This window comes from Psychrobacter sp. 219-2-C (genome assembly GCF_049560815.1).
Lineage (GTDB): Bacteria > Pseudomonadota > Gammaproteobacteria > Pseudomonadales > Moraxellaceae > Psychrobacter > Psychrobacter faecalis.
Genome location: NZ_CP186933.1, coordinates 207,837 through 231,023, shown reverse-complemented (window position 1 = coordinate 231,023; position 23,187 = coordinate 207,837). Strand labels below are relative to the sequence as shown.

At 42.9% G+C, this 23,187-nt stretch carries 19 protein-coding genes and 1 tRNA gene; 7 read left to right on the top strand and 13 right to left on the bottom strand.

Annotation, left to right across the window (positions count from 1 at the left end):
* Positions 1-55 precede the first annotated feature (55 nt).
* A complete protein-coding gene (locus tag ACPEGP_RS00975) occupies positions 56-868 on the bottom strand; it encodes an alpha/beta fold hydrolase (RefSeq protein ID WP_423813655.1) in 813 nt (270 codons plus the stop codon).
* A 328-nt stretch (positions 869-1,196) separates the two neighbouring features.
* Between ACPEGP_RS00975 and ACPEGP_RS00970 the strand changes: the two genes are divergently transcribed.
* Positions 1,197-1,994 (top strand): enoyl-CoA hydratase/isomerase family protein, encoded by a 798-nt coding sequence (locus ACPEGP_RS00970; RefSeq protein ID WP_144297149.1) that lies wholly within the window; start codon positions 1,197-1,199, stop codon positions 1,992-1,994.
* Positions 1,995-2,091: 97 nt separating this feature from the next.
* On the opposite strand, the gene ACPEGP_RS00965 is transcribed toward ACPEGP_RS00970, so the two are convergent.
* From ACPEGP_RS00965 to acnB, 3 genes are all read right to left on the bottom strand, one after another.
* A complete protein-coding gene (locus tag ACPEGP_RS00965; protein ID WP_423813654.1) occupies positions 2,092-2,538 on the bottom strand; it encodes a PACE efflux transporter in 447 nt (148 codons plus the stop codon).
* Positions 2,539-2,693: 155 nt separating this feature from the next.
* A complete protein-coding gene (locus tag ACPEGP_RS00960; protein ID WP_242465397.1) occupies positions 2,694-3,137 on the bottom strand; it encodes a DUF805 domain-containing protein in 444 nt (147 codons plus the stop codon).
* A gap of 187 nt (positions 3,138-3,324) precedes the next feature.
* Positions 3,325-5,928, bottom strand: coding sequence for a bifunctional aconitate hydratase 2/2-methylisocitrate dehydratase (gene acnB, locus ACPEGP_RS00955; RefSeq protein WP_289047456.1), 2,604 nt, complete (start codon positions 5,926-5,928; stop codon positions 3,325-3,327).
* A gap of 335 nt (positions 5,929-6,263) precedes the next feature.
* Here acnB and ACPEGP_RS00950 point away from each other — a divergent pair, with 335 nt between their 5' ends.
* Positions 6,264-6,659, top strand: a complete 396-nt coding sequence (locus tag ACPEGP_RS00950; RefSeq protein WP_201588869.1) for a carboxymuconolactone decarboxylase family protein — start codon at positions 6,264-6,266, stop codon at positions 6,657-6,659.
* Between the two features lie 196 nt (positions 6,660-6,855).
* Positions 6,856-7,899 (top strand): lipoyl synthase, encoded by a 1,044-nt coding sequence (gene lipA / locus ACPEGP_RS00945; RefSeq protein ID WP_144297152.1) that lies wholly within the window; start codon positions 6,856-6,858, stop codon positions 7,897-7,899.
* A gap of 118 nt (positions 7,900-8,017) precedes the next feature.
* Here the strand turns inward: lipA and ACPEGP_RS00940 are convergent, their stop codons facing one another.
* The 3 genes from ACPEGP_RS00940 to ACPEGP_RS00930 are packed head-to-tail and all read right to left on the bottom strand — an operon-like array spanning position 8,018 to position 11,610.
* On the bottom strand, positions 8,018-10,099 hold the full coding sequence (locus ACPEGP_RS00940) for a TRAP transporter permease (RefSeq protein ID WP_225211592.1): 2,082 nt from the start codon (positions 10,097-10,099) through the stop codon (positions 8,018-8,020).
* Positions 10,071-10,616 carry a DUF1850 domain-containing protein gene (locus ACPEGP_RS00935; protein WP_144297153.1) on the bottom strand — a complete coding sequence of 182 codons (546 nt, stop codon included), beginning with the start codon at positions 10,614-10,616 and terminating at the stop codon, positions 10,071-10,073. The genes ACPEGP_RS00940 and ACPEGP_RS00935 overlap by 29 nt, the downstream gene beginning before the upstream one ends.
* Positions 10,594-11,610 (bottom strand): TAXI family TRAP transporter solute-binding subunit, encoded by a 1,017-nt coding sequence (locus tag ACPEGP_RS00930; protein ID WP_373681942.1) that lies wholly within the window; start codon positions 11,608-11,610, stop codon positions 10,594-10,596. Before ACPEGP_RS00930 ends, ACPEGP_RS00935 begins: the two co-directional genes overlap by 23 nt.
* 573 nt (positions 11,611-12,183) lie before the next feature.
* Here ACPEGP_RS00930 and ACPEGP_RS00925 point away from each other — a divergent pair.
* Both ACPEGP_RS00925 and ACPEGP_RS00920 read left to right on the top strand, forming a co-directional pair.
* Positions 12,184-12,570, top strand: a complete 387-nt coding sequence (locus tag ACPEGP_RS00925) for a hypothetical protein (protein ID WP_200662881.1) — start codon at positions 12,184-12,186, stop codon at positions 12,568-12,570.
* Between the two features lie 318 nt (positions 12,571-12,888).
* Entirely contained in the window at positions 12,889-14,412 is a 1,524-nt protein-coding gene (locus tag ACPEGP_RS00920) for an alkaline phosphatase D family protein (RefSeq protein ID WP_423813653.1), read from the top strand.
* A 146-nt stretch (positions 14,413-14,558) separates the two neighbouring features.
* On the opposite strand, the gene ACPEGP_RS00915 is transcribed toward ACPEGP_RS00920, so the two are convergent.
* From ACPEGP_RS00915 to uvrB, 3 genes are all read right to left on the bottom strand, one after another.
* Positions 14,559-14,936, bottom strand: a complete 378-nt coding sequence (locus ACPEGP_RS00915) for a hypothetical protein (RefSeq protein ID WP_102077848.1) — start codon at positions 14,934-14,936, stop codon at positions 14,559-14,561.
* A 238-nt stretch (positions 14,937-15,174) separates the two neighbouring features.
* The gene (locus ACPEGP_RS00910) at positions 15,175-16,245 is read right to left on the bottom strand and encodes a pyridoxal phosphate-dependent aminotransferase (protein ID WP_423813652.1); all 1,071 of its coding nucleotides are present in this window, start codon (positions 16,243-16,245) and stop codon (positions 15,175-15,177) included.
* 225 nt (positions 16,246-16,470) lie between these two features.
* On the bottom strand, positions 16,471-18,582 hold the full coding sequence (uvrB, locus tag ACPEGP_RS00905; RefSeq protein ID WP_423813650.1) for an excinuclease ABC subunit UvrB: 2,112 nt from the start codon (positions 18,580-18,582) through the stop codon (positions 16,471-16,473).
* Positions 18,583-19,006: 424 nt separating this feature from the next.
* On the opposite strand from uvrB, the gene dps reads away from it, so the two are divergent.
* On the top strand, positions 19,007-19,492 hold the full coding sequence (gene dps, locus ACPEGP_RS00900; RefSeq protein WP_068406213.1) for a DNA starvation/stationary phase protection protein Dps: 486 nt from the start codon (positions 19,007-19,009) through the stop codon (positions 19,490-19,492).
* Positions 19,493-19,747: 255 nt separating this feature from the next.
* Here dps and ACPEGP_RS00895 read toward each other — a convergent pair whose 3' ends face one another.
* The 3 genes from ACPEGP_RS00895 to ACPEGP_RS00885 all read right to left on the bottom strand — a co-directional run bounded on the left by ACPEGP_RS00895 (position 19,748) and on the right by ACPEGP_RS00885 (position 22,437).
* Positions 19,748-20,437 (bottom strand): DUF2059 domain-containing protein, encoded by a 690-nt coding sequence (locus ACPEGP_RS00895; RefSeq protein ID WP_423813649.1) that lies wholly within the window; start codon positions 20,435-20,437, stop codon positions 19,748-19,750.
* Positions 20,438-20,489: 52 nt separating this feature from the next.
* Positions 20,490-21,644: a cation diffusion facilitator family transporter gene (locus ACPEGP_RS00890; RefSeq protein WP_423813648.1), complete on the bottom strand. Its 1,155-nt coding sequence runs from the start codon at positions 21,642-21,644 to the stop codon at positions 20,490-20,492.
* A 184-nt stretch (positions 21,645-21,828) separates the two neighbouring features.
* Positions 21,829-22,437 carry an acyl-CoA thioesterase gene (locus tag ACPEGP_RS00885; RefSeq protein WP_144297161.1) on the bottom strand — a complete coding sequence of 203 codons (609 nt, stop codon included), beginning with the start codon at positions 22,435-22,437 and terminating at the stop codon, positions 21,829-21,831.
* A 329-nt stretch (positions 22,438-22,766) separates the two neighbouring features.
* Between ACPEGP_RS00885 and ACPEGP_RS00880 the strand changes: the two genes are divergently transcribed.
* A tRNA-Asn gene (locus tag ACPEGP_RS00880) sits at positions 22,767-22,842 on the top strand.
* Positions 22,843-23,187 lie beyond the last annotated feature (345 nt).

Genomic DNA, 23,187 nt, shown 5'->3' with positions numbered 1-23,187 from the left:
GCTCTTTTTATAAATACTTCGCTTCATTCAAGAAGACTTCTACTTTAGCTACAACCTAAACACAGTTTGCTAAAAAAGTATTAATCACTTTATTAACCTGCTCCGGTTCTTCTACCGTCGCTGTATGTCCAGCGCCTTTAATAACTGCAAGCTTTGAGCCTTTAATGGCAAAATGCATGCGCTCCGCTTTTGAATAAGGCGTTGCCACATCTTCATCGCCAACGATAATCAATGTCGGCGTGCTAATCTCGCCTAGCTGATCATAAGTGCCCGAGCGCTCAATGACACCTGTGGTCGCCTTAACGACCCCGCCCTTACGATTGCCTTGTAACATCGTGAGCCACTCTCTACGGTCAGCCTTACGCGACTTATCGTTCAAAAAGCTACTGCCAAACATAATAGGCATGACTTTTTGACTGACGCGCTTCATACCCAACCAGCGAATAGCCTTCATCAATTTGCGATACTGCGGGACGTTTTTTGGGTCTTCAGGGTCTGCTGACGTTTCAAGTAAGGTCAGCGATAACAGTAGCTCCGGACGTTTGAGAGCGATACGCTGCGCGACAAAACCACCCATCGATAACCCTAAAAAATGGCATTTATCAATATCTAGCGCATCCAATAACGCTAGCGTATCTTCGGTCAGCGTCTCCATATCATAGCCTGATTTGCTAATCTCAGACTGACCTTGTCCACGAAAATCAAATGTAATACAGCGGCAGCCAGATTTAAAGTATTCCACCTGCTTATCATACATCCGCGTATTCCACAGCAGCCCATGGGCAAAGACCATCACTGGTTTTTGCTTATCATCCGGCGCGCTGTCTTCATAATAAATATCAACGTTATTCACATTTATCACTGGCATAATTACTTCCTTGTTTGTTGCTTATTGATTGCTTGTTTGGTTAACGAAATCCTTAACACTACTGATGTTTAGCATAATGCACCAAGCAAATACTTCATAGCGTTATTTTTGTACGGCAGATCGTATATATTTATTAAAACAAATATATAACAAAATAAAAAAAACTCACATATTTTTGTCCGTGCCTTTAGCGCCCACAAAACTCGCTTTTATAATCATAACAAGCTGCTATAGTAATTAGCTTGCATGACTTGTTACACCTTGTCCATTATAACGTCCATTGTTATCCGCAATGCTTATCTAGAACTTCTTACTAAGGAAACCAACCATGTCACAACCTTTGGTCGAATATCACAGCGAAAACCATATTGCCACCATTACCATGAATGACCCTAAGACGCTAAATGCCTTTAGCACACCATTAAAAGGCGCGGTTATGGATGCGCTTGACAAAGCTGATCAAGATGCCGACGTACGCGTGATCGTGCTGCAAGGATCAAACAATAATTTCTCTAGTGGCGGTCATATCGGTGAGATGTTAGAGAATGGTATGGAGTCTGAAGCACTCGTGGCAAAGCTTGATTTTATGCTCAGAGAAGTGGCAGAAGTGAGCCTAAAACTGCGTAATATTCATAAACCCATTATAGCCAAATTAGAAGGTGCCGTCGCGGGTGCTGGGATGAACTTGGCATTAACCTGTGATTTCCGTATCGCCGCTGACAATGCCAAATTCGTGCAAGCGTTTGTTAATATCGGTTTGATTCCTGATGCGGGCGGCATTTACTTACTCAATCAATTGATTGGCGCGGCGAAAACGACTGAGCTTGTGATGCTGGGTGAAAAACTCACTAGCGAAGATGTCGCGCGTCTAAACTTAGTCAATAGTGTCGTGAGCATAGATGAGCTTGACGCCAGCGTACTAGCATTGGCAACGCGCCTAAGTAATTTACCAGGCAAGGCACTGGCTTCGATGAAGCATATGATTAACGTACATGCTTTTTCAGGTTTAAATGAAGCGCTCGATATGGAAGTTGACCAACAAACTATGATGGCAAAAACCGCTGACTTTGCCGAAGGCATCACCGCCTTTATGGAAAAACGTCAGCCCGTTTATCAAGGTAAATAAAAATTTCAAACGCTATCTTCTGGACTATCAACAAAAAGGCTGTCTAATCTAATAGCAGCCTTTTTGTTGGGTCATTTAATACGATTCATCTCTGTATTTATGAAGAAGCAGAAGCGCTCTTATCGTAATGCGGTAAGGTGAATATCTTGTCAAAACCTAAGGTAAATACAAAGGTATAAACCAAGAAAAATAGCAGTAACGCCGCCTCCATCATGAAGGCTTTGATTAAACCCACGTCATACCAAATCATATAAAGTGGTAGGCAAATCAATACTAGACCGCCTTCAAATCCTATCGCATGAGCGCTTCGGATTAATAAGGTACGCTTTTTAACCTGCTTGCGCCGCTCCCACGCTTCAAAAGCAGTATTGTATAAAAAGTTCCAGATAACCGCAGCTAATGAGACCATCACCGCAACGGGTAACGACTCTGCCGCATCGCCGCCGCTAAGTTTCATCAGCACAAAGGTAGAAGCAATAATAGCGATAATCTCAAAGATGGTCACATAGACAATACGACGTTTGAGTGGGGATAAAGTAATCAACCAAGACTCCAAAACACTTAGCACTTAAGTATAAACAAAAAGTTGCTTAGTAAAGTATCGGTCCGTCCCGAGATAGAAATGAGAAAAATTGCAGAGCCACGGATTCCGCCTGCCCCTATATTATACATAAGATAATGAGAGAAACTAGTCGCAGCTTATTTTGCTGGCGGACCCCATTGATTGGTTTCGAACTTGGTATCGCTCGCTAAAAATACCAGTAAGATAATAGAGCCTATCAATGGCAAAATAGATATCAAAAACCACCATCCTGAACGGCTAGTATCATGCAATCTGCGAATAGTCACTGCTAAGCCCGGCAAGAACAAACCAAGCGCTACAACAATATAAAATAACCCTATTTCTGAATTGAAGATAATCGCATCTAAAATCATCGCTATGATGACCAATCCCATTTGCACCAATACGAAATACCAATACTCTTTACGCCGAGCACGTCCAGAGAAATTGGCATAATTCCTTAGACCTTTTTTAAACCAGTCCATAATGCCATAGTTTGCCTCAGCACTATGATTATTAACCATCCCAGAATTTGGTAAAGGTGGCGGCGTTACTTTATCAAGCATATTTTTATTTTCCATAGGATTTATTATCACTCACCTTTAACGGTAGAGTCGCCAACTAAAACATTTAATCAACGACTTTGATTATAAGCACTCAATAAAAGTTTGCAAACCATTATTCATATTTTTCAAACATGTAAAAAACCCCGTATCATCACGATACGGGGTTTGTTTTCAAAACATTAAGTAGCTTTCGAATGAAAAACTAGGTCAACTGAGCCACGTTAATTTTGTCCGCTTCTTCAGTGTAATCTTCCATACGGTCGAAGTTCATGTATTTATAAACTTCATCACCCATGCTGTTTAGCATGCCAGCGTATTGCTGGTATTCGTCGTTGGTTGGCAATTTACCAAGCACCGCCGCTACCGCTGCAAGCTCTGCAGACGCGAGATAGACGTTTGCGCCTTGACCTAAACGGTTCGGGAAGTTACGCGTAGATGTTGATACCGCCGTAGATTTCGGTGCGATACGTGCTTGGTTACCCATACATAGTGAACAACCTGGCATTTCAGTACGAGCGCCGGCTTGAGCATAGATGTTGTAATAACCTTCTTCCATCAACTGACGCGCATCCATCTTAGTCGGTGGCGCAATCCATAGACGAGTCTTGAGGCTTCCTGCTGGTACGTCTTGTAGCAGTTTACCTGCAGCACGGAAGTGACCAATGTTGGTCATGCATGAACCAATGAATACTTCATCAATGGTATCACCAGCGACGTCAGCCAATGTCTTAGCATCGTCTGGATCGTTCGGGCAGCAAAGAATTGGCTCTTTGATCTCGCTCATATCGATAGTCATATCGATGGCGTATTCTGCATCTTCGTCAGCACGCATGAGGCTTGGGTTCGCTAGCCATTCTTGCATTTGCTCAACGCGGCGGCTGATGGTACGCGCGTCACCATAACCTTCTGAAATCATCCACTTAAGCAAGGTAATGTTTGAGTTTAGATACTCAGTTACTGATTCTTCAGACAAAGTAATGGTACAACCAGCAGCACTACGCTCAGCTGACGCATCAGACAATTCAAACGCTTGCTCAGCGGTCAAGTCTTCTAGACCTTCGATCTCTAAAATACGACCGTTAAACTCGTTAATTTTACCTTTCTTATCAACGGTCAAATAACCTTCTTTGATGGCTTGATAAGGAATCGCATGGACCAAGTCACGTAGCGTGATACCAGGTTGACGCTCGCCAACGAAGCGCACACGCACAGATTCAGGCATATCAAGTGGCATCACACCAGTTGCCGCTGCGAATGCAACCAAGCCAGAACCGGCTGGGAACGAGATACCCATTGGGAAACGCGTGTGCGAGTCACCACCAGTACCAACGGTATCTGGAAGTAGCATACGGTTCAACCACGAGTGAATGATACCATCGCCCGGACGTAAGCTGACGCCGCCACGGTTCATAATAAAGTCAGGTAGTGTATGCTGAGTCTCAACGTCAACTGGCTTTGGATAAGCAGCGGTATGACAGAATGACTGCATCACTAGGTCTGCTTGGAAACCTAGGCAAGCCAAATCTTTTAGCTCATCACGAGTCATCGGACCAGTAGTATCCTGACTACCAACTGTGGTCATTTTTGGCTCACAGTACATGCCTGGACGCACGCCTTCTAGACCACACGCTTTACCAACCATTTTTTGTGCTAGAGTAAAGCCTTTACCGGTATCCGCTGGCTCTTCTGGCTTAGCAAAGACGTCTGAATGACCAAGACCCATATATTCACGAGCACGATTGGTCAAACCACGACCAACGATTAATGGAATACGGCCGCCTGCGCGCACTTCGTCAAGCAAGGTTGGCGAGTTTAGCGTAAAGGTTGACAATACTTCGTCAGAGTCGTGCTTAGTGATTTTACCTTCATACGGATAGATGTCAAATACATCGCCCATGTTTAGGTTATCAACGGCAACTTTTTCGATTGGCAAGGCGCCAGAATCTTCCATGGTGTTAAAGAAGATAGGAGCGATATTGTTACCAAGCACCAAACCGCCACCACGCTTGTTTGGTACGTTCGGAATGTCTTCGCCCATTAGCCAAAGTACCGAGTTGGTTGCAGACTTACGGCTAGAACCGGTACCGACCACGTCGCCAACATATGCAAGTGGATGACCTTTTTCTTTTAACGCTTTGATTTGCTTCATTGGACCAACAACGCCCTCTTCGTCAGCAAAGATGCCGTCGCGAGAGTTTTTGTGCATGGCTAATGAATGCAATGGAATGTCGGGGCGGCTCCACGCGTCTTGGGCTGGTGACAAGTCATCGGTGTTGGTTTCGCCAGTGACTTTAAAGGTGGTATAAGTGGTTTTCTCTGGCACTTCAGGACGGCTTAAGAACCACTCCGCGTCAGCCCAAGATTGCACCACTTCTTTAGCAATAGCATTGCCAGCTTCGGCTTTTTCGGTCACGTCATTGAACGCGTCAAATACGAGTAATGTTTTCTTTAACGCATCAGCAGCTTCTTGTGCGACTTCCGCGTCGTCTAATGCTGCAACCAATGGCTGAACGTTGTAACCACCTTGCATAGTACCTAAGATTTCAACGGCTTTTTTCTTGCTGATAAGTGGTGAAGTCGCTTCGCCTTTAACAATAGCAGCTAAAAATGCAGCTTTAACATAAGCGGCTTGGTCAACACCGGCAGGAATACGGTTTTCTAACAAGTCCATCAAGAACGCATCTTCACCCGCTGGTGGGTTTTTAAGTAGCTCTACCAATTCTGCTACCTGCTTCTCATTTAGTGGAAGTGGCACAGTCCCTAGCTCAGCACGTTCTGCGACATGTTTACGATAAGCTTCTAACACAATAGTCGTCCTCGTCGGTTGGTGACCAGTACATCACGTGAGTAGTCAGGATGACAGCCTACATCGATGTACTGCATTGAATAATTATCCGTGCAATCATAGCTCAAAACGCTCAAAATGTTAATGGCTGAGCCGTGAAAAGGCGCAGAATAACGCCATATTGGACATTTATTATAAAAATAGTGCCATAACCAATATGATTGACGCGGTTAAATAAAAACCGTGTGCCTGCTATACTCTGACAACCTCAAAACCGATCAGATATTTTTTATCAGCGAATTTTTAGATGCGACTTGATAAAACACACTTTACCAATAAATATTAAGGATAATAAGATGGACGATAATGCCAATTATCATAAGGGTCTAAAAGTTCGTACCGAAGTGATGGGCGAGCAACATGTCAAACGCTCGCTCGATTCGGCGTCCCCATTTACCCAGCCGCTGCAAGACTGGATTATCGAACATGCTTGGGGCAGCACGTGGCAAGACGACACCATATTACCGCGTAAATATCGCTCATTAATTACCATGGCTTTCTTAATTGCGCAAAAAAGCCCAAATGAGCTCAAGGGACACATCCGAGGAGCGATTAATAATGGCGCCAGTGTCGCTGAAATTCGAGAAGTACTGATGCACAGCTTGCCTTATTGCGGCGCGCCTGCCACCCAAGAAGCGTTTCGCGCAGCCATAGATGTGCTAAATGACATGGACATTGATATCAATAAATAAAACTAGGGTAAAGGTGCGCTTCATAGTAGTCTTATTAGTGATAAAACCTTATTTAGCCCTAGTAGATTTTTTGATTGTCTTAACAAGATTGCCCAAAAAACCTTGAGCCATTATCTGCTATAATAGCTGCATTCATAAAACATTCTAATAATACCAAAAACCCTTATCCTATCAAGGGTTAAGAGAACATTTGATTATGACAAACGCCGTACAAACCCACGTCCCCGCTGCCCGTGCAAAACCAAAAAAAGCCATCCAAGGCGAAAAGCTACGTGGCTACGATAAGGTCGCGCGTATCCCAATTAAAGTGATTCCGACCGTCGAGGCCAAGAAAAAGCCTGATTGGATTCGGGTTAAAATGTCGTCACCTGCGGAAGTAGCGCGTATCAAAGCCACTCTGCGTGAGCAAAAGCTTTATACCGTCTGTGAAGAAGCAGCTTGCCCGAATCTGCCGCAGTGCTTCGCTGATGGTACGGCAACCTTTATGATTATGGGTGATATCTGTACCCGTCGTTGCCCGTTTTGTGATGTCGGTCATGGTCGTCCAAATGAATTGGACAAAGACGAGCCACGCCATACCGCTGAGACCATTCAAGGTCTAGGTCTGAAATACGCAGTGATTACTTCAGTTGACCGCGATGATTTAAAAGACGGCGGTGCTGGACATTTCGTTGAAGTTCTCAATGAATCGCGCGCGCTAAGCCCAAATTGCTTGATTGAAATACTAGTGCCAGATTTCCGTGGGCGTATGGAGATTGCCTTAGATTTATTGACTGAAACCGCGCCAGATGTGTTTAACCACAATATCGAAACCGTGCCGCGTCTGTATAAAGCCTTCCGTCCAGGCTCTGACTATCAGCATTCATTAGACTTGCTCAAGCTCTATAAAGAGCGCCGTCCTGATATCGCCACTAAATGCGGTTTTATGGTTGGACTTGGTGAGACCGAAGAAGAAATTTATGCGCTGCTTGATGATTTAAAAGCCCATGACGTCGATATGATTACCATCGGTCAGTACCTGCAACCCAGTAAAGACCATGCGCCAGTTGATCGTTACGTACATCCAGACGAATTCCAGCGTTATATGGACTATGGTAAAAAGATTGGTTTCTTTAGCATTTGGGCCGGCCCAATGGTACGCTCAAGCTACTTTGCCGATCGTCAATACTATGGTGAAGATTGCCCAGCACCAATTCGTAGCAAAAAAGCGCTTGAAGCAGAAGGTAAGCTTGGCTGCTAAGTAATATTCGTCACGATACCAAAGTAGGATGACGAATCTTAAAACATATAAAGGGCGAATAGTAGATAGTTACTATTCGCCCTTTTTTTATGCTTATACACTTAATCCCTAAATAACGTCAAACATTTAGAGGTTGGACTGCTGTTTTACTGTTTTTCATATTTAACAACGCGATACCAAGGATGATGACACCGCCTATCAAACCTGTGATAAGACCCGGATAAATCAGCAGTAAAGCACCAATTGCCAAAATGATGCGCGTGATTGTATTCATACTGCCTTTAAAATACCCTTCTAACGCCGCACTAAGGCCAATCACACCAATCACAGACGTCACAACGGCCATAACAATATCGATGATTGGGGGCAATGGGAATTCTTTTGCCGTAACCGCAAGACCTGTCGGGTCAATCATCAACATTGCAGGATTATAAATAAACATAAATGGAACGATAAATCCAGCCAGTGCCAACTTTAACGACAGAAACCCTGTTTTCATAGGATCGCCACCAGAGATACCAGCGCCAGCAAAGGCTGCCAAACAGACCGGCGGAGTAATATTGGCAAATACGCCAAAATAGAACACAAACATATGCGCCGCCAAAATAGGAATATTGAATCCTGCTAATGCGGGCGCCGCCATCGTTGCCGTAATAATATATGCAGGAATCGATGGTAATCCCATTCCTAAAACCATCGACGCCAGCATGGTTAAAATCAAGGTGAGCAATAATGAGCCTGCTCCTAAAGTGACAATCGAAGAGGTCATCACCGTACCAAAGCTCGTTAAGCTGACTACCCCAATAATAATCCCTACGACCGCACAGGCCGCCATGACCGCTAACGACTGGCGCGCACCGTCTTCTAGCGCGCCCAAAATGTCCTTAAAACTCATGCGCGTCTCAGCTCGCAGCATACTGATGACAACAGTAAAGCCAATGGTATAGGCAGCGGCATACCCTACCGGTACATTCTTAATCAATAAAAAAATCAAAAACACAATGGGTAGCAGCATATGTCCGCGCGCTTTTAATACTTCTTTTACTTGCGGCAAACTCTCTTTTGCCATACCTTTTAAGTCTCGGCGGCCTGCGCGAAAATGCACCTGCGCGATGACGCCTAAATAATACAAGATAGCAGGTAACAATGCTGCCAAAGCAATAGTGCTATACGGTAGACCTGTGGTCTCGGCCATGATAAAAGCACTAGCACCCATAATTGGCGGCAATATTTGACCACCGACTGATGCACTTGCCTCTACAGCACCCGCAAAATCTTTATGATAACCAACCTTTTTCATCAATGGGATAGTAAACGCGCCGGTACTGACTACGTTTGATAAGGCAGAACCATTGATACTGCCCATAAAGCCACTTGAGATGACAGCCACTTTAGCAGGGCCGCCTTTTTTATCGCCTGCCAGCGCTAATGCCAAATCATTAAATAGCTGACCCATGCCTGAACGCGCTAAAAATGCGCCAAAGAGGATGAATAAAAAGATAAACGTAACTGAGGCACCGATGGCAACCGAATATAGGCCTTCGGTTTTGAGGAATAACTGACCAAAAATATCGCCAAAATCATAAGGACGAGTGAGTAGCCGGTCAGGCATAAAATTCATATGGCTGATAAATGGATATAACAAAAATATTGACGCCAATATCGGTAATATCCAACCAGTAATACGTCTACTGCCCTCGAGTACACAAATCACCGTGATAATAGAGAACAATACATCCGTTTGATTGGCGATGCCACCACGTGAGGTCACAATATCTTGATACTCATAGATAAGATATGCCATTCCAGATAAAGATAACACGAACCAAACCCAGTCATACCAAGCCACCCGCTTGCGGCTACTCTTCTTACTGGCTGGAAAAATCAGAAAAATCAATGCAAAACCAATACCTACATGCACAGAACGCTGTAACAATGATGGCATAGGATTAAAAGTAATATATAGATGAAAAAGTGAATATAAAATACAAATCGCAGCGATAATATATTTTACTGGCCCTTGAGTGATATGACGCGTAATTGACTCTCGGTCGTACTTTTCTAGTATTGCTTGTGTGAGGTTAGGATCAACGTCGTCATCGATATCAGTGCTATCATGAAGGCCAGGTTGCTTAGACAACTTAGCCTCATCGCTAGAGACAGTAGTCCCGCTATTGTGATCCATCACTTGAGAGTTCATGACAAAAATCCTTATTAAATCTATCTATTAGACTATACGATTTGGGCGTAATAGTTACTGCAGAATAATCAGGCACCCATTGATGAATTAAAATACGATGACCTGCATAATCAATCTCACCTTCAGTGCGCCTTGAAACAACCCAGTTAAGACTGGGGAGTCTTTCGTTGATTTGATAGCCAACATAGCCTGGTTTTCTTATTGGAGCGACATTTTCAGTAGATGGGGTTCCCGCCCCAAAAGCTTGTAGATAAGTAGTGGTTAGCAATAAACCTTGATTCTCACGAACATATTGCTCCTCCCACCATTGCTTTTCTACAGAATGAATCCAGCGCAATTGAAAATTAGGCTCAACGAAATAACATACTTTTTTATCAGATTCAGCAACATCATCGACGCGCACCTCGATGACAGACTGGCGGGTAAAAATTACCCAGAATATTAAAACCGCTAGCGCAGCAGTCACTGCTGCGCCGATTGTTAAACTTAAGCGTTTACTTAGCTGATTGCTCTTCATAGTATTTCTTAGCGCCTGGATGGATAGGAGCTACCATTCCTTCTTGAGCAGTCTCTAAGCTAATATCATTAGCTGCTTGGTGGGCATTTTTTAGGCCATCCAAGTTTTCAAACAGCGCTTTGGTCAGTTTATAGCCATCCTCTTCAGAGATGTCAGAACGAATCAACAACGCATTCATCACGGCAGTCGTTGGAATGGCGGCATCGTTACCATATGTTCCAGCAGGAATCTCGAACGTCTTAAAGTAAGGCTTGTTTTCGATAATTTGTTTAAGCTTATCTTGATTGATGGTGACCAGCTGCAATTTGATACCCTGCTCTAGCTCTAACAGTGAAGAGTTTGGTAAGCCGCTACTAAAAAACGCCGCTTCAATCTTACCCGCTTTCATCGCATCGGCTGCATCGGCAAACCCTAGATAGTCAACTTTGACATCATCATAAGTGATACCAAAACCTTCTAACAACGTCCGAGCATTGACTTCCGTTCCAGAACCTTGATCACCAACCGCAATACGCTTACCTTTTAAATCTTCGATATTTTTGATACCAGATTTTTCTGAAGCGACTATCTGAATCACATTTGGATATAGAACGGCAACTTGTTGAATATTTGTTATCGGTTCTTTAAAGTCTTCAGTACCTTCAACCGCATTAGTGACGACATCACTAAGTGCTAGCACCATGTCGACTTTACCTTGCGTGAGTAGATTGACGTTTTCTACTGACGCCCCCGTGGTTTGGGTCTTAGCATTAACGCCAAAGGTTTTGGCGTAGATTTCTGCTAAAGAGGTGCCAATAATATTATAAGGACCTGATGCGCCCCCTGTTGCGATAGTGACAAACTTGGTTTCAAGCTTATCACTCGCCGCTGAAGCAGCAGTATTGTCCGTGGTAGCGCTATCATTGGTATCAGTCGCCGTGTTGTCTGAACAGGCAACCATCGTCATACTTAAGGCAACAATTGCAGCTAGGAGAGGAGTTTTACTAAAAAACATCATTATTTTCATCCTTGATAAAATAAAGCGAATTGGATTTATAAAATATTACTTAACCATGTCACTGTAATAGTAACTAATCCGTGTTGAATTGTGAGCTTTATATACTATATTAATTTTTGAAAAGTGTAGCGTCCCATTGATACAATCAAAAGTATCCATGTAATTAAAGCATGAGGTGTCATACATTGCTATCTTGTTTTATGCGATAGCAAACATTGGCACGCATGAATCGTAGTTTATCTCTTCAAATTTGCTAAACCAAAATAATTAGACTAGCTATTGTTTCGCTACGCGGTACTAAGTTCCATATTCTTATCATCATTTAAACAGACTTTATGCACCTTGTAAACTTCTATTAACATTTCCCTTAATTGTTAAAATAACTTTGATTCTTGCCATGCGCAGCCGACGCGTGATTACTGCTTGAATAGTTAAAAGAACACTTACTGCCAATGATTATCTTTTTTACTAATACGCAGATATCTATAATTTTTCACTACTATAATTGGTCTCTATTACATATAATCGCTAATAACATCAATAGAATCGATAAACCTTAAAGGAAAACTTATGAAAAAACTATTTGCTTCGAGCATCGTTTTTGCCACATTTGTCCTAGCTGGCTGTGCCACTTCTGATATGAATACCAATGCTGGCACAGCCATCGGTTCGGCAAACGAGATTGGGATGAATATTTTTAAAGCCGCTATTGATAACCAATGCCGCAGTCAGATTGAAAAACAAAATGCTTGGCGCATTGCTAGTGTGGCGATGACGGACGCCCAAGAGGAAGAGATAAAAGGTCGAGTTTGCGGCTGCGTCAGCGAGCAAGCGCCGCAGCAAGTGACCCTCGTTGAACTTGGCAATGCGGCAATTGATGCCAACTATCGCACCCAACTGGTCACTAAAGTGGTAGCAAAAACGCTGCAAAGCTGTTATGGCAGTATCGTTAAATAAGTAGCTGAAAAATAGATGCTGGATCAGCGACTTGACTAAAGGGCTTATTTCACGAAATAAGTTGGGTTATTGATTGCACAACCCAACTTATTCATATAGATTATTTACTATTGTGAATGACAAATGGAATTTATCTTTAACCCATGTCAAGGGTGACTGATGAAAAGACGTGCATTTATAAAACTTGGTGGTCAGCTAACGGTAGCCGGCACTGTGTTGACTCAGCTCAGTGCTTGATCATCAGATGATGATGACGTCAGGCCACCAAATAACCTCGATGGTTTAGATGGTTTAGGCTATCAAGGCGCAGCACCTTTTGTGCATGGTATTGCCAGTGGTGACCCGCTCCAAGATCGGGTCATACTATGGACACGAATTACCAATGACGGTAGTATCCAAGCCGCCAGTATTCCTGTTGCTTATAGGATAGCAACAGACACAGCGCTGAAAAACATCGTTACTCAAGGTCGCGCAATAGCGACAGCGCAATCCGACTTCACCGTAAAAGTCGACCCTAAAAACCTACAACCCAATACCACTTATTATTATGCTTTTGAAGCACTAGGCTATCACTCTCCTATTGGTCGCACACGTACCATACCACAAGCAGACTTGCCAGCAAGCGAAGTTGATCGTGTGCGCTTAGCCGTGGTTTCCTGCTCAAACTATGGCTTTGGCTACTTTAATGGTTATGCCAATATCGCCAAGCAAGCCGATATCTCTGCCGTCATACATTTGGGTGATTATATCTATGAGTATCCAGAAGGCTTTTATCGTGATAACGATTTAAAAGAAGAGCGACCGCTAGAGCCAAAAAACGAGATTATCAGCTTAGAGGATTATCGTCGCCGCTACGCTTGCTACCGTACCGATGTCGATTTGCAAGAATGTCACCGTCAGCATCCGTTTATCGCTGTTTGGGACGATCACGAAATCGCAGACAATTCATGGAAAGGTGGTGCAGGTTTTCATACTGAGAGTAAAGGCAGCTATATAGAACGCAAAATGTCGGCCGTGCGCGCTTATCATGAGTGGATGCCTATCCGCGATGACAGTAGCAACGAGCTAGACAGTCAATTACGCATCTATCGACGTTTTGAGTTTGGTAAATTATTCGATTTAAACATGCTAGATACGCGCATATTTGGTCGCGAAAAGCTTGATGCCAAAGCCAGCAACGAGCCTGAACGTCAATTATTAGGTCTTGAACAAGAAAACTGGCTCTATTTAAAGATGCTCGAAGGCAAACGCCGACAAGCAACATGGCAAATACTCGGGCAACAAGTTATTTTAGCGCCATTTAAAGGCACTTTTGCCACCAATTCTGGCGATATTTGGAATGGGTATGCCAGTGCACGCACACGTTTGCTCAACTTTATCGAAGAAAATAATACCTCCAATACGGTTGTTTTAACTGGGGATTATCATGCTTCCTTTGCATTTGATATTGCAAAAAACCCTTTTGAAGCAAGTAGCTATCATCCTCTAACCGGCAAAGGTTCTTTAGCTGTAGAGTTCGTCTGTCCGGCATTGACGTCTTCGCCCTTTCCTGAAACCGCAGGTGTTGAGCTAAACCCGCATCAGAAATTTAACAATCAGACCGAACGTGGTTATATGCTCCTCGATATCACTGAGCAGGCGTTTCAATGTGAATGGTATTATACGGACACCTTAAAAAAACGAGATGATAGCGTAAAATTTGCAAAAAGCTTGCTTACTAAAACACAGACTAACCACTTGATTGACGGCAGTCAATCGCGCCCGCTTACTAACGTCGCTGCCCTATCTGATGCTAACAAATCTATGGCAGTGAAAAAGTCTGCCGTTTTAAGTGGCGCTTAGCACAATATGCTCCGCACAGTATTTTGCATACTTAAGGTAAAAAAATAGTAGCCAAAAAAAAGGGTGAATCATATGATTTACCCTTTTTTATTACTCATTTAGCTAATGGGATTTATGAAATACTGACGTACTTATGATTAGTCAATTTATAACTCATTGCTAGGCGTTGGACGAACGGGTAAAGATGCGGTCGATGGCAATATTTTACTGCGATGAAAATACTTGGACGAGCCATCAATTATCTTATTCACTTCTTTGACCAAAGCATGGATGACATCATCATAAACGCCATGATATAACTCGGTCTCAAACGCTGTAAAAGGATGCTTACGCGATGCCGAACTGACTTCTGTCACGCCCTGCTTACTATAAAAAATATCGACGCGGCCATCGCTATTTAACACACAATTCAACTCTCCGCCTTCAAGCGCCATCTCGATACGCTCAGGCATAAAAATATAATCATCCACATCCATGAGCTTTTTTTCTACTTCTCTCTTAAAAAAAGATTTGATATCAAACATACATACACCCTTTGTCTTAAAATTTTAAAAACCTTTAGCACGTCTATTCTTATGGTCTTTATGGTATGCGTCTCGCATATCTGCTTATGATAGATCATGCTTTATTAACTTATCCTATAAGGTGTACGGATACTTTTTAAGACAGAATATGTAAAACTGCGTTTGATGTTGGTAAAAAAAAGACGCCGTCTAAGCGTCCCTTCTTTTTTGGTAAATCCAATCATACGATTGTGCGTAATTACACCCAGCCTTTTTCACGAAATAACTGTAACGTCTTAATAACGACTGTCATCTCTTCGGGTGTGCCAAGTGTGATGCGGTTAAAACCTGGTATCGAAGGGAACTCGCGACCAACGGCAATACCATGTTCGAGCATACGATCGATATAGGTTTGCACGTCACCCTTGACTTCATAAAAAATAAAATTGGTTTGCGAGGGCAAATAACGCAGCCCCAGCTCATCGAGCGCTGTCTGCATCATTTTTCTTGCTTGATTGGTGGTTTGTAAGCTATGCGCCAAAAACGCCTCGTCTTCTAGCGTTGCTATTGCTGCAACCGCACCTAACATGTTGATATTATCCGTAGACATCAAAGACCCGATTTCTGCAATCATCGGTGGATTGGCAATCGCATAACCGACGCGCAAGCCTGCTAGCCCAAATAATTTTGAGAAAGTGCGCACGACAATCAAGTTATCTGATAGCCCCTCTTTTATCCATTCAACGCCGCTCACAAAACTTGGATCGGTGATATAGCCAAAGTAGGCTTCATCCACTAAGAAATAGTGGTTTTTTGGCGCATTTTTTATCCACGCTTTGAGCGTATCCGTTTCGGTAATGATAGCCGTTGGATTATTAGGGTTGCACAAATAAAAAAGACTGATACCGTCAAATTGAGCAGCCGCTTTTTGTAGGTTATCAAAGTCTAAATCATAGTCATCGCGCGTTAATGGCACTTTGACTACTGGAATACCTAAGGAGCGTGCATATAGCTCTGCACAACCGAAAGTTGGGTCTGGAATGATTAGCTGAAACCTTGTATCTGTTTTTAATGCTTTGTCATGCAGCATTTGCACCACTGCTCTGATACTCTCGATTGAGCCATTGCCCAATAAAACCTGATTTTCAGGTACGCCGTTGAGAGCCGCTACTTTGCTTAGCAGCGTAGCGCGATGTTTATCAGGATAGCGAGCAGCGCCAGATAAAGCATTAGTGATGGCTTCTTTGGCAACGTCCGACATGCCTAAAGAGTTTTCATTGAAGTCTAACTTGAGTAATTTATGACTGTTGTTATCGATATTATTATGCATGATAGGTAATCCGCCTACGTCGTCCATGAGTGATATAGCGCATGCCGCTGCTTCATATCATCTTAAGTGGCATTTGGTATAATTACAAGTTATCTAATAGCAAATTATTAGTTATTAATATACCTAGATAGAAGTACGTTTAACTTTAAATATCCCATAAAAAAAGGTGAGCTGCAGCCTATGCAACTCACCTTTCTACGTCTACATTCAGTCGGAATTAAACCATTAAATCAAATGCGCTTTTAATTCCAATACTTTATCACGCGTTTTTGCCGCTTCTTCAAATTTCAAATCTCGTGACATTTGCTGCATTTGTTTCTCAAGGCGTTTGATTTCTTTGGCCAGTAAATCAGGACTGCGCAAAATGCTGATATCGACATCAGGCAGATTGCTTTTTACAGGGATTACTTGATTGTCATTGACATCAAGGTTTTCACCCGTGTCAATTTTATCGGTAATACTACGGCGCGCACCTTTTGGCGTAATATTGTGCTCAAGGTTAAAGGCGACTTGTTTTTCGCGGCGACGGTCAGTCTCCTCTATCGCTTTTTCCATACTCGGCGTAATGCGGTCGGCGTACAAAATCGCTTTACCGTTTAAGTGACGGGCAGCACGGCCAATGGTCTGAATCAACGAGCGCTCAGAACGCAAAAAGCCCTCTTTATCAGCATCAAATATTGCCACCAATGACACCTCTGGCATGTCCAAACCTTCACGCAACAGGTTAATGCCGACCAACACATCATGGACGCCTGTCCGCAACTCATGAATGATCTGCATGCGCTCAACCGTATCGATATCTGAATGCAGATAAGCGACTTTGACATCGTATTCTTTAAGGTAACTGGTCAAATCTTCTGCCATTCGCTTAGTTAATGTGGTGATAAGCACGCGCTCATCAAGCTCACGGCGTTTGGTAATCTCCGATAGCACATCATCAACCTGCGTCAATACAGGACGAATCTCAATCTCAGGGTCAATCAGACCGGTTGGACGCACCACTTGCTCGACCACCTGCTCGCTGTGTTCAAGCTCATACTGTGCTGGCGTGGCGCTAACATAGATGGTTTTAGGCTTAATACGCTCCCATTCTTCAAACTTCATCGGGCGATTATTCATGGCACTTGGCAGACGAAAACCATAATTGACGAGGTTTTCTTTACGCGACCTATCGCCTTTATACATCGCCCCAATTTGCGAAACCGTCACGTGCGATTCATCGATAAATAGCAGCGCATCTTCTGGAATATAATCAAACAAAGTCGGCGGCGCTTCCCCTGACGGACGACCAGACAGATGCTGCGAGTAGTTTTCGATACCATTACAGTAGCCGAGCTGCTGAATCATCTCAAGATCATACTGGGTACGCTCTTTTAGACGCTGCGCTTCAACCAATTTATTATTGTCGCGAAAATACTCGAGACGCGGCTCAAGCTCGGCGCGAATGGTATGACTTGCTGCTTCCAGTTTATTGCGCGGGGTCACGTAGTGCGATTTTGGATAAATGGTAATACGCGGCACACTTCGGACGGTTTTGCCGGTTAACGGGTCAAACCAAGTGATTTTTTCCACTTCATCATCAAATAAATGCACGCGCACCGCTAGCTGCTCAGATTCCGCAGGATAAATATCTAACAGCTCACCGCGCAAGCGATAGGTACCACGGCCAAAATCTAACTCATTACGGTTATATTGCATTTCAACCAAACGTTTAATAGTAGCAGTACGATCGATTTTGTCGCCGACGACGACATGCAAGAGCATTTTTAGATAACTTTCTGGATCGCCCAAACCATAAATGCAGGAGACCGAAGCCACAATAATCGCATCACGGCGCTCAAGCAGCGCCCGCGTCGCTGATAGGCGCATTTGGTCAATATGGTCGTTGATGGCACTGTCTTTTTCGATAAAGGTATCACTCGCCGCAACATAGGCTTCCGGCTGATAATAATCGTAATAACTGACAAAATACTCAACCGCATTATTTGGAAAGAACGCTTTAAATTCGCCATAGAGCTGGGCGGCAAGGGTTTTATTGTGCGCCATAATAATTGTTGGACGTTGGCATTCAGCGATAACCTTTGCCATGGTATAAGTCTTACCAGAACCGGTCACACCGAGTAACAGCTGCTCATCCATCCCAGCATTTATACCATTAACAAGCTTGGCAATCGCTTGCGGTTGATCGCCTGCCGGCTCAAAGTCGGTGACCATCTCAAAGGCGCGGCTTGATATTTGCGTACCAGACGCATTGACACCACTGATTTCAGCTTCACCTTGCAGCTGAGTGGCCAATTGGTTTAACTGACGCGACGAGCGCGGTTCAGGCATTCGCATAATGGCTTTCTTCCTGACATTTATAAAAGGTTATAAGAGTTTAAACTTATAACAATATGGGGTCTAAATTCCAGTTTTTAAAGGATAATTACAGGTTTCATTTCCTATTTACACATATAATTAATAGTACAAATTTGCGCTACATTAATGGTAAATTTAAAATGAATACTATTTATTTAACGTCTATTATTTATAGGAAAGGCACAGAATGGCAGCTAAATTTACAAAGCTTTTCACGATTAACAAAGTCATTACACGACCACTTAATAAAGCCTAAAACCTAGGGGTTCAATCGCGCTCATAAATTGCTACTATGGGCACTGAATTAATGAACAAGCAGTATTAAGAAGCGATAAATACAAGCAACAACACGCTTAAAAATTAATCCAATAACTAATAAAAACTTAAAATAATGGAGTAAATTATGAGAGAACGTTACGCAAGTGGTATTGATGATAAAACCGCTGAAAAAATGGTTGAATTGTTAAACGCTAACTTAGCCAATCTGATTGACCTAAGTATGGACAGCAAGCAGTGCCATTGGAACTTGCAAGGTACTGGCTTTATCGGTGTGCATCAATTGTTAGATGAGACTTATGAGCGTTTGACTGAAGCGTTTGATACAGTTGCCGAACGTATCGTTATCCTTGGCGGTAAAGCCAATGGCATCTCTAAACGTGTGGTTGAAGACTCTATCCTAGAGACTTATCCAACTGATATCACAGAAGTTGATGAGCACGTACGCGAGCTGACCAATCGTTATAAAACCATTGCCGCTTCACTGCGTGAAGGTATTGATACCGCGGGCGACGCAGGCGATGAAGATACGGCAGATTTATTGACCGAAGTAAGCCGTATTGTCGATAAAGATGCTTGGTTCATCGGTGCTAATGCCCCCAAGAAAAAATAACAATGACTGAATAAATCTATAAATGGTATTCAGATAAGTATAAAAAAAGGTCACTTTTATAGTGACCTTTTTTTATCTCTAAAACCTTATATTTATAAATTGCTGTTATAGTCAAAACATCCTAAAAACGCGACGGTATGGCTGATATAAATTTTTTATAGACTCTGTCTGCGCAGGCACAGCAAGCAAGCAAGAAAAATTGATTTTAAAGACGGGTATTAAAACGGGTTAGAATTAGACTAAAAAATAATGACTTTAAAATACGCCTTTAATAATCTGCTTCATTTGCGGCAATAGCTCGCTTAATTGCGCTTCAGTCTCGCTGGTATCTTCAGGCAAGGATTGCTGTAAAAAAGCCGCGGTAATTTGTGGCTGCTTGGCAAGGATACTTTGCCCTACCGCCGTATCGTAGAATTTAATCTGGGCATCGACTTCAGCCTGCGTATAGTAAGTCTTAGCGGCACTGATATAAGCTTGCGTCAAAGTTTTTGCGTCGGCTGCATTGCCGATACCCTCAGTCATAATCTTGGCATATTGACCTAACACGCTCTGAATTTGCTCTTGTAGCTCGCGTTGGCGCTTATTTAACTGTTGGTCACTGGCGCGCTGATTACTACTTTGATTCTGGTTTTTGGTTTGCGTATTAATGGCATCGATGGCCGCTTGTTGGCCATTGACGATAGACTGAATCTGCGCGTCGATATGCATCACTTGCATCAGTTTAATGATAGACACATCAGTTGGTGCTTGATTGTTCATTTGCTGCTTGGCAATATTATTGGTGCCCTTACTAACCCTATTTGGCTCACTATGGACAATCAATTCTGCATTAGCATTGACGATAGGTGCTGATAGCAGCGTTGTCACCACCAAAGTAAGTAATGGATTGATGCTAGTAGGACGCCGACTGGTATTTTTTTTGGAAGATTTTAGGTAATTTTTCATATAAGACTCTTATTATTATAGGTGACGATTATTTATTATTTGGCAAGATTTATTAAGCACACTGCTCATCCGGTAAACGTAAAACCTCAGCATCGGGAACAGATAATGTCAAAATCGCTTCTTGAAATAATGGATTGGCACGGAATTGGTTTTCAATATCTTCAAATTTTTGCGCGATTTGCTGTTCTTGTTGATTACCGGCGATATCGACCGCTGCCACCATAAAGATTTTTTTGGGTCCGACCCACTCTAAGTGTAAATAAGAGACGCTGTCGATATCAGGATGATTTAATAGTTCTGTTAAGATATAGCAATGGGTTTTTTCTGAGACTTTATAGCCAACCAAAAAATCACGATTGCGATTGATTAAAAAGATGGCAACCATACCCAATAATATGCCAACGATAATAGAACCAAGGGCATCCCAGAACGGCTCACCCGTATAGGCATGCATGCCCATCGCTGCTGCTGCGACCACTAAACCGATAACCGCTGCCAAATCCTCAAAAAATACCCCGCGCAACGTTGGGTTTGAAGTATTCACCACATAACCTAACGCACTGACATTGATAGCCTGACCATGCTTTTTACTTTGTAAATACGCCTGTACTAACGAGAAACCTTCAAGCACAAAGGCCACTGCCAAAATAATAAAGCCAATGGTGTAATTGGTTTCTGTTTCAGGCGCATTCCACTCGGTGATACCGGTATAGATAGAAACAATCGAGCCTGCCATAAAAACGCCAAAAGCGGCAATCATCGACCATACGTATGACTCTTTACCATAGCCTAACGGGTGACTGTTATCGGCAGGTTTGACCGCTTTTTTCTCCGCCACGATGAGTAGAGTGCCATTACCTGCATCTGCCCACGAATGCGCTGATTCAGCAATCATAGAAGCAGAGCCAGTCATAAATGCCGCAACGGTTTTGGCAATGGCAATAATAACATTCGCTCCTACGGCAATGAGCACAGTAACCAGCGACGAGGATTTCTCGTCTTCCTGCTTCTTGTCCTCCTGAATGTTTTCGGGGCTTGTGACGTTAGTGAAATTGAGGTTAGGATTGATACCGTCTTTAGAATTACTAGTATCTTTGGTCAAATTGGCAATAGAACGCGCACTGCCAGCACCGCGGGTACGAACGGCTTGCGGTGCTGGCTGATCTTTGGAAGGAATGTTTGATGATTCAGTGTTTTTTGAACTCATATGAGGCTCAATAAATGGTTAATATAATGAAGTAAAACAGCCATCAAAAAAGTTAAGCCATGAGCGCTAACTATTTTTAGCTGCCTTACTTATCATTAAATTTAACCAAATAGCCGCTACTGGTCAGTAAGGTTTTCGTGAGACTTTGTTTAAGTATTGATGATTTTGCTAGGTAAAATGCGCCTTATTTGGCATTGCTATGCTGAGCAAGCTCGCCAATCATATCATTGTCGTTGCCGCTTTTATCCGTCATCTTATCAGCGCCTAGACTTTCGCCAATCATTTGATTGATGTCGCAGCTCGGGCGATGCGAGCTTTGCATGCGTAGCTCTTTACGCGCCAAGCCTGCGTCAAAACGGCACTGCTGCATGGCATTTTTAATCTCAAGGGCAGGCACAGGCGTCGGTTTACCGTTATCATCAATCGCTACCATGGTAAAATAGCAGCTATTGGTATGGCGAATCGTACGGGCGCGAACGTCCTCCGCTTCAACCCGTATGCCCACTTCCATAGACGTTCTGCCGACATAGTTGATACTAGCGGCAAAAGTAACCAATTCGCCCACATAGATAGGCTCGCGGAACATCACTTGATCGACCGATAGCGTCACCACATAGCTACCACTGTAGCGACTGGCGCAAGCATAAGCGACTTGGTCAAGCATCTTAAGCAAATCTCCACCGTGGACGTTGCCGATGAAATTGGCCATATCTGGCGTCATCAGCACCGACATGTATAACTCATGATTTAAAGGGGCGCTTTTGGCAGTAGAGCTGGTATTGTATTGCGACATAATATTCCTTGCTGTTATCGTAAAACCTGTCTATTTTAAATATCCGTTATACAGCAGGTGTTGTTAAATCGCAAATAAAGACGGTTAGAGTGAGTGTAGGAGATATTTTTTATTTATATGGCTAGGGCTATTTATGCTTACTTTAACCCTGTCTTTGCGCTAAAAACCTTGTAAATGCTTTTATCTACCACGTAAAAACGCAATCTTTCTAAAATCTGCAAAAAAAAGCTTGACGTATTTTTTATCTTTGCTAGAATACGCCCCACTTAGCAAGAACTCATTAGAGACTTTCTAAGCTCGCCGTAAGTCATAAAACCCTTACCGCTTATTCTCCAATAGCTCAGTTGGTAGAGCAACGGACTGTTAATCCGTGTGTCCCTGGTTCGAGCCCAGGTTGGAGAGCCATATTTTAGTTGTAAATCTTTTGAATCATTTTTGATTCGATTATGGCATTTGCCAAGACCCTCATCACTTTGATGGGGGTTTTTTTATGGCTGGTGTTTTATTTCATAAGCCTATAAACAGTAAAAACCTTTCTCTTTTCTTCTTCTATTACCAGTCTTGCAGTGCTTGGTTAATCCACAAAATAAAATCTACAAATAAAGTCAGCTTAGCTTTTATCATCGCCCTCAGTTATTGACTTATCGACCTTATATTAAACCTGCTATATTGTTGGCCAACGATAAAATCATAAATAGCATTGACCCTTTAAAGCTTTATCGCTACTTTGGATAAAGCTCTTAGTTATGT